Annotated in this window: 8 protein-coding genes, 1 tRNA gene and 1 riboswitch; of the genes, 6 read left to right on the forward strand and 3 right to left on the reverse strand. The window is 63.7% G+C overall.

Features of this window, described 5'->3' with window-relative positions:
- Positions 1-45: 45 nt before the first annotated feature.
- A riboswitch (cobalamin riboswitch) is annotated at positions 46-252 on the forward strand.
- A gap of 102 nt (positions 253-354) precedes the next feature.
- From CFE28_04020 to CFE28_04030, 3 genes are all read left to right on the forward strand, one after another.
- Positions 355-2,274, forward strand: coding sequence for a TonB-dependent receptor (locus CFE28_04020; GenBank protein ID OYU69241.1), 1,920 nt, complete (start codon positions 355-357; stop codon positions 2,272-2,274).
- Positions 2,275-2,342: 68 nt separating this feature from the next.
- Positions 2,343-4,073 (forward strand): carboxylesterase, encoded by a 1,731-nt coding sequence (locus tag CFE28_04025; GenBank protein OYU69242.1) that lies wholly within the window; start codon positions 2,343-2,345, stop codon positions 4,071-4,073.
- A gap of 107 nt (positions 4,074-4,180) precedes the next feature.
- The gene (locus CFE28_04030) at positions 4,181-4,795 is read left to right on the forward strand and encodes a glutathione S-transferase (GenBank protein ID OYU69243.1); all 615 of its coding nucleotides are present in this window, start codon (positions 4,181-4,183) and stop codon (positions 4,793-4,795) included.
- Positions 4,796-4,801: 6 nt separating this feature from the next.
- Here CFE28_04030 and CFE28_04035 read toward each other — a convergent pair whose 3' ends face one another.
- Positions 4,802-6,079, reverse strand: a complete 1,278-nt coding sequence (locus CFE28_04035) for a dicarboxylate/amino acid:cation symporter (GenBank protein ID OYU69244.1) — start codon at positions 6,077-6,079, stop codon at positions 4,802-4,804.
- Between the two features lie 151 nt (positions 6,080-6,230).
- Between CFE28_04035 and CFE28_04040 the strand changes: the two genes are divergently transcribed.
- Together CFE28_04040 and CFE28_04045 are read left to right on the forward strand one after the other, a co-directional pair.
- A complete protein-coding gene (locus CFE28_04040) occupies positions 6,231-7,904 on the forward strand; it encodes a glycosyl transferase family 1 (protein ID OYU69245.1) in 1,674 nt (557 codons plus the stop codon).
- A 58-nt stretch (positions 7,905-7,962) separates the two neighbouring features.
- Positions 7,963-8,036, forward strand: a tRNA-Arg gene (locus CFE28_04045).
- 262 nt (positions 8,037-8,298) lie between these two features.
- On the opposite strand, the gene CFE28_04050 is transcribed toward CFE28_04045, so the two are convergent.
- Complete coding sequence (locus CFE28_04050; protein ID OYU69246.1) at positions 8,299-10,995, reverse strand: phosphoenolpyruvate carboxylase; 2,697 nt, start codon at positions 10,993-10,995, stop codon at positions 8,299-8,301.
- An 89-nt stretch (positions 10,996-11,084) separates the two neighbouring features.
- A complete protein-coding gene (locus CFE28_04055; protein OYU69247.1) occupies positions 11,085-11,381 on the reverse strand; it encodes a hypothetical protein in 297 nt (98 codons plus the stop codon).
- Positions 11,382-11,752: 371 nt separating this feature from the next.
- Between CFE28_04055 and CFE28_04060 the strand changes: the two genes are divergently transcribed.
- Entirely contained in the window at positions 11,753-14,632 is a 2,880-nt protein-coding gene (locus CFE28_04060; GenBank protein OYU69248.1) for a hypothetical protein, read from the forward strand.
- The last annotated feature ends 8 nt before the right edge of the window (positions 14,633-14,640 follow it).

Raw genomic sequence — 14,640 nt, forward strand, 5'->3', positions numbered from 1 at the left:
TCGTTGGGCGCCCCGCCCTGTTTGACCCGCGGGCGCTGCAGGCCTAACTTCCCATTTGCGTCAGGTTCCCCGGAGACGGGGATGAAAAGGGAACTCGGGTGAAAATCCCGGACTGCCCCCGCAACTGTAAGCGGCGAGCCCGCACGTCATACGCCACTGGAAAGGGACCCCACCGGTCCGGCTCTGGGAAGGCGACGTGCAAAGGGTGTTGACCCGCAAGCCAGGAGACCTGCCCGGCGCAATCGTCCTTCGACCGGCCGGGGTGCGCCGGGCGAACGGGGTTTCCCGAGCGGCGATGCTTCCTTGAGCCCCCGCGCAAGCGTGGGTTCGCCATCGCTTGACCGGGACTGACCCATGAAGACCATTCTGTTCGCCGCTACAGCTCTCTCGCTGTCCATCCCAATTGCAGCCCAGGCTGAAACGCCCCTCGCCGAAATCGTCGTGGTCGGCGCCCGTACGCCCCAGGCGGTGGACCGACTGGGCCAGCAGGTCTCGGTGGTCACCTCCGAGACCCTCAAGGCCCGCCAGGCCGTGGTGATCTCGGACCTTCTCGCAACCCTGCCCGGAGTCAGCGTCAGCCGGAACGGCGGCATTGGGGGCGTGACCTCCGTGCGCATCCGCGGCGCCGAGACGGACCAGACTGTCGTCCTGGTGGACGGGATCAAGCTGAACGATCCTGCCTCAGCCGGCGGCGCCTACAACTTTGCGAACCTGCTGGCAGGCCCCGTTTCCTCCATCGAAGTCCTGCGCGGCTCGCCCTCGACCCTGTGGGGCAGCCAGGCCATTGGCGGCGTCGTCAATATCATCACCACAGGGCCGACCCGGCCACTGGAGGGCGTCGTCAGTCTCGAGGGCGGATCCTATGGTCAGGCCGATGGCCGGCTCAGCCTGGGCGGCGTCGCCCGGGGTCTGACCTGGGGCCTGTCCGGGGAAAGCTTCGCCAATACCGGCGTCTCCGCCTATCGGGGCGGAAAGGAAGCAGACGGCTATCGCCATCAGGGCCTCTCCGCCAAGGTCGCCTACGACCTGCCCGGCGATGTCCGGATAGATCTGCGCGGCCTCTGGTCCCGCGGGCGGGTCCGGATCGACGGCTTTCCGCCGCCCAACTACACCTTTGCTGATGACCCGGAGTATGGGGTCACTGAGTCCCGTCTGGGCTATGGCGGCGTCAGCTTTCCCTTCGGCCGTCTGAAGAACCGGCTGGCCCTGTCGCAGACATCCACGGACACGGACAGTTTCGACCCGACCCAGACGCTTACCCAACTGACCTACCAGACCCGGGGTGACACCCGCCGTTGGGAGTATCAGGGTGTTCTGGAACTCGCGTCTGCCTGGCAGGCGACCTTCGGGGCCGAGCGTGAGGCCTCCCGGTCCTGGACGGCGGCGCCCAGCACCTTTGATCCCCAACCGACACCGGCCATAGCCCGGACCGGTCTCACCAGTTTCTATGCCCAGGCCATTGGCGATGCGGCGCCGGGCCTGACCCTGACGGGCGGACTGCGCCACGACCGCCACGACGCCTTTGGCAATCATACCCTTGGCCAGGTCGCCGCCGCCTGGCGGCTGCCTGATGGCGCGACCATCCTGCGGGCCAGCCTGTCCCAGGGCTTCAAGGCGCCGACCCTCTACCAGCTCTTCAGTGAGTACGGGACATCGACCCTGAGGCCTGAAGCTGCTGACAGCGGCGATCTGGGCCTGGAGCACAGGTTTGAGCCCCTGGCGCTGACCGTCGCAGCGACCGCCTTCCAGCGGCAGACCCGCGACCAGATCGATTTTGTCTCCTGCGCTTTCGGGGCGACCAGTACTGTCTGCCGGCCAAACGGGGTCAGCCGCTTCGGCTATTATGACAACATCGCCCGCACCCGGGCCCAGGGCGTCGAGGTTACAGCGGAAGCCCGGATGGAAGCCCTGACCCTAAGCGCAAACTACACCCATCTCCGGGCGACCAATCAGGCGGCAGGCTCGGCCAATCATGGCAAGCTCCTCGCCCGCCGTCCCCAGCATCAGGCCAATCTCAATGCCGACTACAGCCGGACTTCCGGACTCAGTGTGGGCCTGGGGGTGCGCTATGTGGGCGAGAGCTTCGAGGACGCAGCCAATACCTATCGGCTGAAGTCGCATGTCCTCACGGACCTGCGGATGTCCTGGCCGCTCAAGGCCGGGCTGGAGGCCTATGGACGGGTCGAAAACCTGATGGACCGGAGGTACGAGCCCACGCGCGGGTATGGGGCGCCCGGCCGTGGTGTCTATCTGGGGCTTCGCGGCCGCTTCTAGGCCGATCCGCCATTGGCCTGGATCATCAAAGCCCCTATCGGTTGAGGCAACTCTCCCCCGAGGTTCTCATGAAGCGTCTTGTCTCACTCATTGTCGGTCTGACCCTGTCTTCCGCCTTTGCGGCCAACGGGCAGGCAGTAGAGATCCCGGCTGACCCCGCAACGGCCCGAGCCCTGCATGACGGGCCGGTTGTCGGATATGTGGACGCCGCAACGGGCGCCCAGGCCTGGCGCGCCATTCCCTTCGCAAGGCCGCCTGTGGGGGATCTGCGGTGGCGGGCGCCACGCCCAGCTGAGGCCTGGTCAGCACCCCGGATCTCCACCAAGGCCGCCCCATGGTGCCCCCAGCAGCTCAGCGCCATGGATGGGGTCGACCGGGCCAAATTCGGCCAGATCGCCGGCCAGGAGGATTGCCTCTATCTGGACGTCTACGCGCCCCCAATGACCACCGAGGCGGCGGCCTCGGCGAAGTTGCCGATCATGATGTGGATCCATGGCGGCTCCAACACCTGGGGCCGGGCCGAGCAGTACGACGGTTCTGCCCTGGCGGCGCGCTTCAAGGTCGTCGTCGTGGTGGTCCAGTATCGGCTGGGCGCCCTGGGCTGGTTCGCCCACCCGGCCTTGCGTGAAGGCGGGACCCTTGCCGAAGACGCCTCGGCCAATTTCGGAACCCTCGACCAGATCCGCGCCCTGGAATGGATCCAGCAGAACGGCGCAGCCTTTGGCGGCGACACCAGCCGGGTGACAATTTTCGGCGAAAGCGCCGGCGGACAGAATGTCGCGACCCTGCTGACCAGCCCCCGGGCCAAGGGCCTTTTCCACCGGGCGGTGATCCAGTCTGGCAGCTTCAAGTCAGAACCCCTCGACCTGGCGGAGGGCAAGACCGGGTCAAGCCCGGTTTCCGGAACCACTATCGCCGCCAAGATTGTCGGTTCCGGCCAGCCGGTCACCGCTGCGGCCCTGCGTTCTGCGCCTGTCAGCGCCATCTATGACGCCTACAAGGCCGAAACCCGCGATCTGGATCCCTTCCGCATCATTGCAGACGGGATTGTGGTTCCTGCCGCTGGTCTGGACTCGGTCCTCGACGCGCCATCACAGTTCAATGCCGTGCCGGTCATCACTGGCACCAACCGCGACGAAATGAAGCTGTTCAACGCCCTGAACCCGAAGTTCGTGAAGTATGTGGCGGGCAAGCTGCCCGTGGCTCGCGATCCGGCCTTCTATGAAGCGGCCTCCTTCTATCCCAGCCGCATGTGGCGGGCCAACGCCGTCGACGGGCCAGCAAACCGCATGGCGGCGGGCGGCCACGGTCCGGTCTGGGCCTACCGGTTCGACTGGAAGGAAGAGGGCAAGGTCCTGGTGACGGACCTGGGACAATTGCTGGGCGCTGGCCACAGCATCGAGATCCCCTTTGTCTTCGGCCATTTCAAGCTGCTGGGCGCCTTCGACTCCCTGGCCTTCAACAAGGACAATGCCCCGGGCCGCATCGCGCTTTCGGACACCATGATGAGCTATTGGGTGAACTTCGCGGCGACCGGGGCGCCTGGCAAGGGCGTCGATGGCAAGCTGCCGGAGTGGAAGACCTGGACGCCGTCGAGAGACGCTCCGAACCTGATGGTGTTCGACAGCCCGAAGGCCGGTGGATCCCGGATGATCACCGACCACGAAACCCCAGCCCGGATCGCCGATGACCTGTTAGCGGACAAGACCCTGAAGTCAGAGGATCAGCGGTGCCAGATCCTCAAGGGTCTGACCCGGGACAATCCGGAGATCAAGGACAAGGCCGCCACCTGCGGCTAGGGCATGGCGCGACATGGGAAAGGCCGGGTTGACGCTGGGTCGCGCTTGACCTTGGTCGCCCATGGCCGACTAATCCGGGCAAACCTCCAAACCCGGGAAGAAACACCATGAAGCTCTACAATTCCGTTGGCCCCAATCCGCACGTCGTCCGTATGTTCATGGCCGAAAAGGGCCTTGATATTCCGAAGGTCGATATCGACATCCGCGCCGGCGAGAACCGCAAGCCACCCTATGACAAGGTCAATGTGGCCGGTCAGACCCCGGCCCTGGAACTGGACGACGGCGCTGTCGTCTCCGAGATCACCGTGATCTGCGAGTACCTTGAAGAAAAGCACCCGACCCCGGCCCTGATCGGCACGACGGCGGAAGAGCGCGCTGAGACCCGCATGTGGGTCCGCCGTATTGACCTGAACATCAATGAGCCCCTGGCCAATGGCTTCCGGGCGGCGGAGGGCCGCCCCATGTTCGAGCCGAGAATGAAGCTGGTCGGGGCCGAGGGCGCAGCCGAGCTGAAGGCCATTGCCCGGGATCGCATTCTCTGGCTGGACGCTCAGATCGCCGGTCGCGATTTCGTGGTTCCAGGCCGCTTCACCCTGGCCGACATCCTGCTGTTCGGCTTCCTCGGATTCGGGGCCGTGGTCGGCCAGCCGATTCCGGACGAGGCGTCCAACATCAAGGCCTGGTTCGAGCGGGTAAAGGCCCGCCCGAGCGCAGCGGCTTAGACCTCTCTATCCCTGGGCGGCGGCTGGACCATTTTCCAGCTCCGCCTTCAGGACATCCCTGTCCAGGTCCCCTTCCCAGCGGGCGACGACGAGGGTGGCGACGCCGTTGCCCACCAGATTGGTCAGGGCGCGGCATTCGCTCATGAACCGGTCGACGCCTACCAGGAGGGCGAGGGATGCGATCGGAATGTCGGGAATGACCGCAAGGGTCGCCGCCAGGGTGATGAAGCCCGCGCCGGTGACGCCGCTGGCCCCCTTGGAGGTCAGCATAGCCACCCCCAGAATGGTCAGCTCCTGGGTGAGAGTCAGGGGGGTGTTGGTCGCCTGGGCCAGAAACAGGGTGGCCAGGGTCATGTAGATATTGGTGCCATCCAGGTTGAAGCTGTAGCCCGTGGGGATCACCAGACCAGCCGTGGACTTGCCGACCCCCAGGGTCTGCATCTTCCGGATCATCTGCGGCAGGACCGACTCTGATGAACTGGTGCCAAGGACGATCAGCAGCTCTTCGCGGATATAGGCCAGGAATTTGAAGATCGAGAAGCCGGCCAGGGCGGCGACGGCGCCAAGCACAACGATCACGAAAATCAGCGAGGTGGCGTAGAAGGTCGCCACCAGGGCGCCCAGCTTGATCAGGGCGGCCAGGCCGTACTTGCCGATGGTGAAACCCATGGCCCCGAAGGCCCCGATGGGCGCCAGCTTCACCACCACGCCGATAATGCTGAAAAAGACGTGGGACAGATCATCCAGCCCCTTGGCCGCCTTCTCTCCGGCTGTCCCCATGCGGGTGATCGCAAACCCGGTGATGATGGCGATGACCAGGACCTGCAGCAGCGAACCCTCCGCAAAGGGCGCGAAGAAGGTCTTGGGGATCAGGTCCAGCAGGTATTCAACAAGGGTGCCGCCGTGCTTGGCCTTTTCCAGATAGCCAGCCGCCACAGTGGGATCCAGGCTGGCAGGGTCGATATTGAAACCCGCTCCGGGCTTGACGATCCGACCCACCACGAGGCCGACCGCAAGGGCCAGGGTCGAGACGATTTCAAAGTAGAGCAGGGTCTTGGCGCCCAGGCGTCCGAAGGACTTGATGTCTCCCATCTTGGCGACGCCGCCGGCGATGGTGCAGAAGATGACCGGTGCAATGGCCATCTTGATCAGGGCGACAAAGGCGTCGCCCAGGGGTTTCAGATCCACACCCAGTTTTGGCCAGATGGCGCCGACTGCAATGCCCAGAACAATGCCGATCAGCACCTGAACATAGAGCACACGCAAAAGCTTGAAGACGCCCATCGGCTGGTTCCCCCCTGACGCCCGAATGCGCCCCCGGGACAAGACTAGCCTACGGTCTGCAGCTTGCGAAGCCGATCCATCGACGCCGCCGCTGATCGCCGCTAAGGACTGACCGTCCATCCTGCCGGAAGTCCTGCTCTCGAGGCGATCCTTGACCAAACGACTAGCCATTTTCCATCCCGCCGGGCGACTGGGTCTCAAGCAGAACCCGTTTGGAAAGGATGTGGCCAATCTCCAGCTCTTCCAGGCCCTGGCCCGACATGGCGGCTATGAGCAGCTGGACATCCTCTCGGCCGAGGGGCTGAGCGGAGAGGTCCTGTCCGCCGACCTGTTTCCTCAGGGCCAGCCCACCCTGCGTCTGGCCGGCGGCGGCCTGCTGGCCACAGATGGCGCTGCGGCGGGGGGCACCCTTTTGCGGGGGCAGGCTGATCTGGCCGAGCTGGCCTGGAACCGCAGACGGACCGTTGGCGACAGGGCCTTCAGCCTTGTGGGGATGATCCACACCCTGGCGCCGCCGGCCCTGCGCCAGGAAATGACGTCAGCGGCCCTGGCGCCGGTCCAGGACTGGGACGCCCTGATCTGCACATCGCCTTCGGTTCAATCGGCCATGACGACCATGTTCGATGGCCTTGCCGAGCACTTCTCCGAACGGCTCGGCGCTGTCCGGTCGCCCCGGCCCCGGTTGCCGGTCATCCCCCTGGGGGTGGATGGCGGACGTTTCGCCGCGATTTCGCAGGACGGGGCCGCTCGCGCCCGGCTCCGCGCCGACCTGAAGGTCCCCGAGGATGAGGTCCTGGTCATCTGGGTCGGGCGCCTGTCCTTCTTCGAAAAGGCCTTCCCCCAGCCCATGTTCCGGGCGGTGGAAGAGGCGGCTGCCCTGTGCGGCCAGAAGCTGCACTTCGCCCTGGCGGGCTGGTTCCCCAATGGCGAGCAGGACCACCAGCGTTATGTCCAGGCCGCCCGGGCCTATTGTCCCAGCGTCTCGGTGACCTTTGTGGACGGCAACCGTCCGGACCTGGTGGCCGACCTGTGGGCCGCCGCGGACGTCTTCATCTCCCTGGTGGACAATATCCAGGAGACCTTCGGCATTACGCCCGTGGAGGCCATGGCGGCCGGACTTCCCGTGGTGGTCAGCGATTGGGACGGCTATCGGTTCACCGTGCGGGACGGACAGGAAGGTTTCCTCATTCCCACCCTCGGCGCCCCGCCTGGTCCCCTTGGCGAATTGCTTGCGGCGCGACATGGCGTCGGGCAGGAGACCTATCAGGGCTATGTCGGCGCCGTGGCTGCGCACACCGCCGTGCATGTGGGCCGGGCTGCCCGTGCCATTTCCGACCTGGCTTCCAGTCCCGACTTGCGCCGCACCATGGGCGCGGCGGGACAGGCAAGAGTCGCCAGCACCTTCAACTGGCCGGTGGTGGTGGGCGAACTGAACCGGCTGTTTGATGAACTTGCCGAGGTTCGCGCCGCGGCGCCGGCATCTCCCCCGCCACGGACACGGCTCAACCCCGTGCGCGGCGACCCCTATGCCGACTTCGCCCACTTTGCGACGCACGCCCTGACCGTGGACAGCCTGCTGACACTGCGCGCTGGCGTGACTGGAGCCGAAGTAGACCGGGCCGCTGCTACGGAGCTCGACGGCATGTTCCAGAAATGGCGGGCGCCGGTCGCCGAAGCCCGGACCATCATCGCCCATCTTCAGGCCACGGGATCGTGCACCGCCAAGGACCTGCTCCTGCTGTTTCCCACCCCGCAAAGGCGGGGAATCCTCATGCTTCTGGCCTGGATGGCCAAGCTTGGCATGGTCGACTGGATGGAAGTCTGAGGGCAGGGCGCTGGGGGTTTCCCTTCCCCCCAAAAACCCACTAGAAGGCCCTGCAGCAGGCCCGGTAGCTCAGCAGGATAGAGCAGCGCTTTCCTAAAGCGAAGGTCGGGGGTTCGAGTCCCTCCCGGGCCGCTGTAAAATTGGGATGCCGAAGACGTGACGGCTCAGGGAACAAGCATCATCAGGGCGGTGCGCGCTCGATAGACGCAGCTCTTGATGGCGCCCATGGGCGCGCCGCTGATGGCGGCGACTTCGTCAAAGGTGAGGCCGCTGGCCGCGATCAGCACCATCGCGACCAATCCTGGGTTCAGGAGTGAGATGGTGAGCGCCTACGGGCTCCTCCAGGGAGGTAACCCGAGAGCCGTCCTCTCAGTCTGATTGGGAACAGCACCCGTCAGCCGGTATTGCGCAGTCCTGCTGCAATCCCGTTGATCGTCAGGTGAATCCCTTCGCGCACGGCCTGCTCATCATCGCCCGCCCGGCGCCTGCGAATGAGCTCGATCTGGAGATGGTTCAGCGGATCGATATAGGGCAGGCGCGAGCGGATGACGGCGGCAAGGTCGGGGTTCGCTTCCAGCAGTCGGCTCTGGCCGGTGATGGCCAGAAGGGCTTCATGTGTCCGATCCCATTCGGCGCGGATTTCTCCGAAAACATGATCAGCCAGAGACCTGTTTTCCACCAGCCCGGCATAACGCCCGGCAATGGCCATATCTCCCTTGGCCAGCACCATTTCCATATTCGCAAGGGCGGACGAGAAGAACGGCCAGGAACTGTGCATATCCCGCAGCTGACCCATGGAAACCCCGCCCTTCGCCACAGCTGACCCAAAGCCGAACCAGCCGGGCAGGAGGGTGCGCGACTGGGACCAGGAGAAGACCCACGGGATGGCCCTCAGGCCTTCAATACTGGGCTTGGCCTGACGGGAAGTGGGGCGGCTGCCGATATTGAGGTCGGCGATCTCGCTGATGGGCGTGGCGCCGAAGAAATAGTCCACAAAGCCGGGCGTTTCGTAGACCAGGGCGCGATAGGCGCCCATGGCCTGCCGGGCAAGGCTGTCCATGGCTGCGGCGTGCGGTGCGGCCGCTTCCGAGCTGGGCGGCTTGCGCAGGGAGGCAAGGATCACCCCTGAAGCGAGGGTCTCAAGGCTCTGCCGCGCCAGTTCCGGATCGGCGTATTTGTTGGCGACCACCTCGCCCTGTTCAGTTATCCGGATGCGGCCGCCGATAGTGCCTGGAGGCTGGGCCAGCAGGGCGTCGAAACTTGAGCCGCCACCCCGACCGACGGCGCCACCGCGCCCGTGAAACAGTTGCAGCCGCAGATCAGCCGCCCTCGCAGTCTCCGCCAGGGCCAGGGAGGCCTGGTGCAGTTCCCAGGTTGAGGTGAGATAGCTGCCGTCCTTGTTGGAGTCGGAATAGCCGATCATCACTTCCTGGATGCCGACGGGTTCAACCAGTTTCCGGATCAGGGGGAAACTGAAATAGCGGCCAAGGATTGCTGGTGCGGCGCGCAGGTCGGCGATGGTTTCGAAAAGGGGCTCGGCGAAAACCTGGGTATGGGGCGTTTCGCCTGGCGAGAACAGCCCGACTTCCTTGAGCAGGACATAGACCTCCAGCAGGTCTGAAACGGAGGTCGTATTGGAGACAATGTGTGCCCGGATGGAGTCCCGGCCATATCGCGCCTTGATGTCGGCGGCGGCCTGAAGGATCGCAAACTCGCGCCCGGTTTCCTCGCTGTAGCTGGCGAAGGGCGTATGCAGCAGTCGGCCGTGGGACAGTTCCTTGAGCAACAGATCGCAGCGGGCGTCCTCGTCCAGGGCCTCATAGTCGCCGCAGACGCCGGCGCCCTTCAGCAATTCTGCCACCACCCGGGCATGCACCGCCGAGTTCTGCCGCAAGTCCAGGCGGGCGAGGTGGAAACCGAAGATCTCAACAGCCCGGATCAGATCCGGCAGCGGGCCTCTTTCAAAGGCCTGGCCATGGTGTTCCAGCAGGGAAACGAGGATTGTCTCCAGATCTGCACGCAGGGCGTCCGGAGCTTCATAGGCGGGCGCATGGCCGGCTGCGGGCCGCGCTGCGGGCTCGCCAGTCAGATCTTCGTAGGTGGCGGCGAGGCGTGCATAAATGTAGCTGAGCGCTCGGCGATAGGGTTCGTCCGCCCGTTGGCGGGAGTCGTCGGGCGTGGCGTCGGCCAGGGCCTGCAATGCTGGAGAGACCACAGTCAGACCCGCCGACATGGAAAGTTCTGCGCCGAGGGCGTGAATCTGGTCGAGATAGCTGCGTAACGCCGCCCGGGACTGACGGGCCATGGCCCGGCGCATGACGGCGGCGGTTACATTGGGATTGCCATCCCGGTCGCCGCCAACCCAGGATCCCACCCGAAGAAACCCGGGCAACCGACCCGGTTCACCCAGAACTTCCCGCCAGTGAGCGTACATGCGCGGCAGCTCGGGCAGGAAGCTGCGCTCGAGATAGGAGATGGCGTTCTCGATTTCGTCGTCGACGCCCAGCTTCACATTGCGCAGAAGGCGGGTGCGCCAGAAGATCGCCACCTGGCGGATCAGGTCACGCTCAAGGCTTTTACGCTCGATATCAGACCTTGCCCGGTCATGGGCGTCCAGATCATCGGCAATAGCCCCTTGGCGGTCCAGCACGCTCTTGCGGCGAACTTCGCTGGGATGGGCGGTGATGACTGGCGCCACCAGGGCGCCGTCCAGAAGGGTCAGAACCTGCTCAAGCCCAACCCCTTCCGACGCCAGGGCGCGGACCGCGCCCGCAAGCGTATCGGAACGTGAGTCTCCGGCCCGCCCGCGACGGCGCTGGATCTGATCCTCGGCAATGTTGGTGATCTGCAGGAAGCAGGCGAAGGAATGCGCAAACCGAACGGTCTCCGGCAGGCTCAAGCCCTCCAGGAGGTCGGCCACCAGCTCGGCCGAAGCGCCCGTTCCCTTGCGATGGAAGTCTACCGAGGCCTGCCGGATGGCTTCAATCTGCGCGAAAACTTCATCCCCGTCCTCTGCCCGGATGACATCGCCAAGTATCCTTCCAAGGAACCGGACATTGGCACGCAGGAGTTCAGGCAGGGTTTGGGTCATGGGGTATATCGTCGAAGTTCCTGGAATTTTGTTGGGCCTGGCAGGCATTTCTCGAGGTGATCAGCCTTGGCTGGAGAATTGGGCGAGTCTCACTTCAGTCGGGAAGCCTCACGCGACAGGGAGTTGATCCGCTGCCAGTCGCCCGCCTTCATGGCGTCTAGCATATGTCGGTTGAGCACCGTTCTAGCGCCGACCTCACAACCCTCGACCTCTGCAGCGATACGCTCAATAGAGGCCAGTGCCGCGGGGGTGCGAAGGGTGACTTCCAGGGCGAAGAGGCCACCGGCGACCAATGCTCCGGCAAGGGGAACGGCGTGGGTCTCATCCTCGATGATCAGCACCGGCGCCACAGGCTCCAGGCCGAGTGATTCAGGCAGTGATTTCATGTTTGGAAGCAACTTTTCGAACGCCCGGTCTCCGGGCGAAGACAGAAGCTTGCGGTCTGAATATCATGTCAGTTCAAATACTTCAAAGTGACATCGTGGGCTCAACAGACCTGGCGCTTCAGACCTTGGGCTAACTACAGCCACACGAAGTGGTTCTGGTCGACGAGAGGCGCATGAGGCTTGTCGCCAACACCTGCGCCTAATCCCAGACCACCTGGGTAATCGGAGCCTCAAATTCCAAGATTCACAGGTGTCTCGCGACCCTGGCAAGGGCCATTCCAACAGGCCCTTGCCAGGCTGAGCGGTATACTGTTATTCATATGGCGAATTAAAGTTCGTAATCCGAACAATAGAATCGGGGAGGAAACAAAATGACGAATTCGGCAAGGAAGTGTCTCTTGGCTTCGGGCGTCAGTGCAGTCGCCATGTTTTGGAGTGTCAGCGCGTTCGCTGCTGACGCGGCGGCGGCCAATACCGTTGATGAAGTCGTCGTCACCGGCACGCGTATCCAGAACGCGGGGATGACCTCACCGACGCCACTGACGGTGCTCAATGCTGATCAGTTCAAGCAGACAGCCCCGTCGTCAGTTGATGACATCATCTCCCAGCTTCCTGCCTTCAGGAACAACTCCGGCCCCAATCAGCTGCAGCGCAACACCGGGTCAATTTCCACCGGGCAGAGCCTGGCCAATCTCCGCGGCCTTGGCGGCCAGCGCACCCTGACCCTGATCAATGGCCAGCGACCCGTGCCCACCAATGCGGCGGGAACGACCAGCACCAGCATCATACCCGTGGAAATGATCAAGCGGGTTGAAGTGGTGACCGGCGGCGCCTCTGCAGCCTATGGCTCTGACGCCGTCGCCGGCGTGGTCAATTTTGTCCTGAAGGACAAGATCACCAGTCTTCGCGGCTCGGTCTATGGTGGTCAGTCCCGCTATGGCGACAATACTGAGATCGGCCTCAGCCTTGCTGACGGCTTCTCCCTTCTTGGGGATCGTCTGCGCATCGTAGCGGGCGCCGACTACAACAAGAACGAAGGCATGGGCAATATCTACACCCGTGACTGGTCGGCCGTGGAGCCCGGAAACTCGGGCAATGCAATTTCATTCGGGGCGACCCGCCCCGCGGGGACGCCAGCCTTCGGCTGGGCCAATGGCGTTGAGTACGCCACCCAGACGCCCGGCGGCGTGATCAACACCGCAAGGACGACGACGGGCGGCGCTTCGACCGTTTTCAATCAGTTGGCGTTCAACCCCGATGGCAGCACCTTTAAGCTGGTCCGGGGTCCGGTTTTCGGCAACCTGATGATCAATTCATCCAGCAATCCAATTGCGACCCCGATCGCCCAGTGGCAGCTCAAGCAACCGCTGACCCAGTTCGCCTCTCTGGTGAAGGCTGACTACGATATCGACGATTCGACGACGGTCTTCCTGCAGGCTTCCTACGCCGAGAGCAGCGTGTTCTCCGAGTCCCAGTATCATCAGACGCCTGCCCTCACTGTCCTGGCGTCCAACCCCTACCTGCCGGCCTCAATGAAGGCCTTGATGGCGGCCAACAACATCACCCAGTTCGACATGGGCCGGGTGGATACCGAGTGGCTGGGCACAACCGGGGACAACCGCTATTCGACCTACCAGGTTTCTGCCGGGGTTAAGGGCAAACTGCTCGACAAGTACAACTGGGATGCCAGCTATACTTACGGCAACTCGATGATCGACTCCCACGTTTACGGCACCCGTGAAGCCAATCTGGCCGCCGCGGAGTATGCCGTTCTGGATGCCAGCGGAAACATCGTCTGCGGCCCGATTGCGACAAATCCAAACTTCGCCGCCAACAAGCTTACGAACACGATCACTGTGGCCAATGTCCAACCCGGTTGCGTGCCCCTGAATCCCTTCGGCGTTGGGAACATGTCCGCCGCTTCCAAGGACTATGTGGCCGGCATCGAGTACACAAAGAACCAGATCCTGCGTCAGGACCTGGCGATCAACCTGACGGGCGCACTCTGGGATCTGCCAGCGGGGCCGCTATCCTTCGCCATTGGAGCCGAGTACCGCAAGGACAGTCTCCGTCAGACGGCAGACCCCCTGCAGATCCTCGGCCTCTATTCTTCCGGCAACAACAAGACCTATTCAGGTCGTGAGACCGTCAAGGAAGCCTACGCCGAGTTCGAAATTCCGCTCCTCAAGGAGCTCCCGGGCATTGATTCCCTCGGCCTCAACGCCGCAGTACGCCGTACCGCCTACAAGATCAGCGGCAATGTCACGACATGGAAGGTTGGCGGGACCTACGAGCCGATTTCCGGCGTGAGGTTCCGGGCGACGCGCTCCCAGGATATCCGCGCGCCGTCCCTGTCGGACCTCTTCCTGATCGGCGGCGTTTCGGCGACGGGCTCCTTCGTCAATCCCTTCAACGGACAATCATCCAGGTTGCCGGTCCAGACCACCGGCAACTCGGCGCTCACGCCGGAAGAAGCTGAAACCACGTCCTTCGGCGTCGCCTTCCAGGGGCGCGACGGCTTCCTGCCTGGCGCCCGCTTCTCGGTTGACTACTACAAGATCAAGGTCAGCGACGTGATCGCTTCGGTGTCCGCTACGGACACTCTGGCGCGCTGTTTCCAGGGCGTTCAGAGCTATTGTGCGGCCATCCAGTTCGACAGTTCGGCTTTCGGCATTTCCAAGGTCTTCGTGCAACCCTTCAACCAGTCGGTGCTGGATACGGACGGCGTGGACTATGAGTTCGGCTACAAAACTGACCTGTCAGCCCTCAACCTGCCTGGCGCAGTCGACCTTACCGTGTTCGCCACCAATCTGCGGCATCTGAAGACAACCGACCGGCCAGGCCCCACAGGCGTGACGGTCGACAATGCCGGGGTGCAGGCTGGCTCGCCAAAATGGGTCGGTGCGGCCTACCTGAACTATCGTCTCGACGCTCTCAGCCTTGGCGTCCAGGTCCGGGCCTTCTCGGAAATCCGCTATTCGGCCCTGTTTGTCGGACCAGGGGAGGCGGGCTATTCGCCGACCCTCTCGAACAGCATCAACAAGAATACATTCCCGGCGCTCGCCTATGTGAACCTCAATGGCGCCTATGATTTCAAGTACGGCGACCGGAACTACCAGGTCTTCGCAAACGTGAACAACCTGCTCGACACCGAGCCGCCCGCCTATGCGATCGCGGCGATCAACCTTGGCGGTAACCCGTACGATTATGTCGGGCAGACCTTCAAGCTTGGCGTTCGGTTCGGCTTCTAGGGCGACAG

The sequence above is a fragment of the Alphaproteobacteria bacterium PA2 genome (genome assembly GCA_002256425.1).
In the GTDB taxonomy this organism is placed as follows: domain Bacteria; phylum Pseudomonadota; class Alphaproteobacteria; order Caulobacterales; family Caulobacteraceae; genus Phenylobacterium.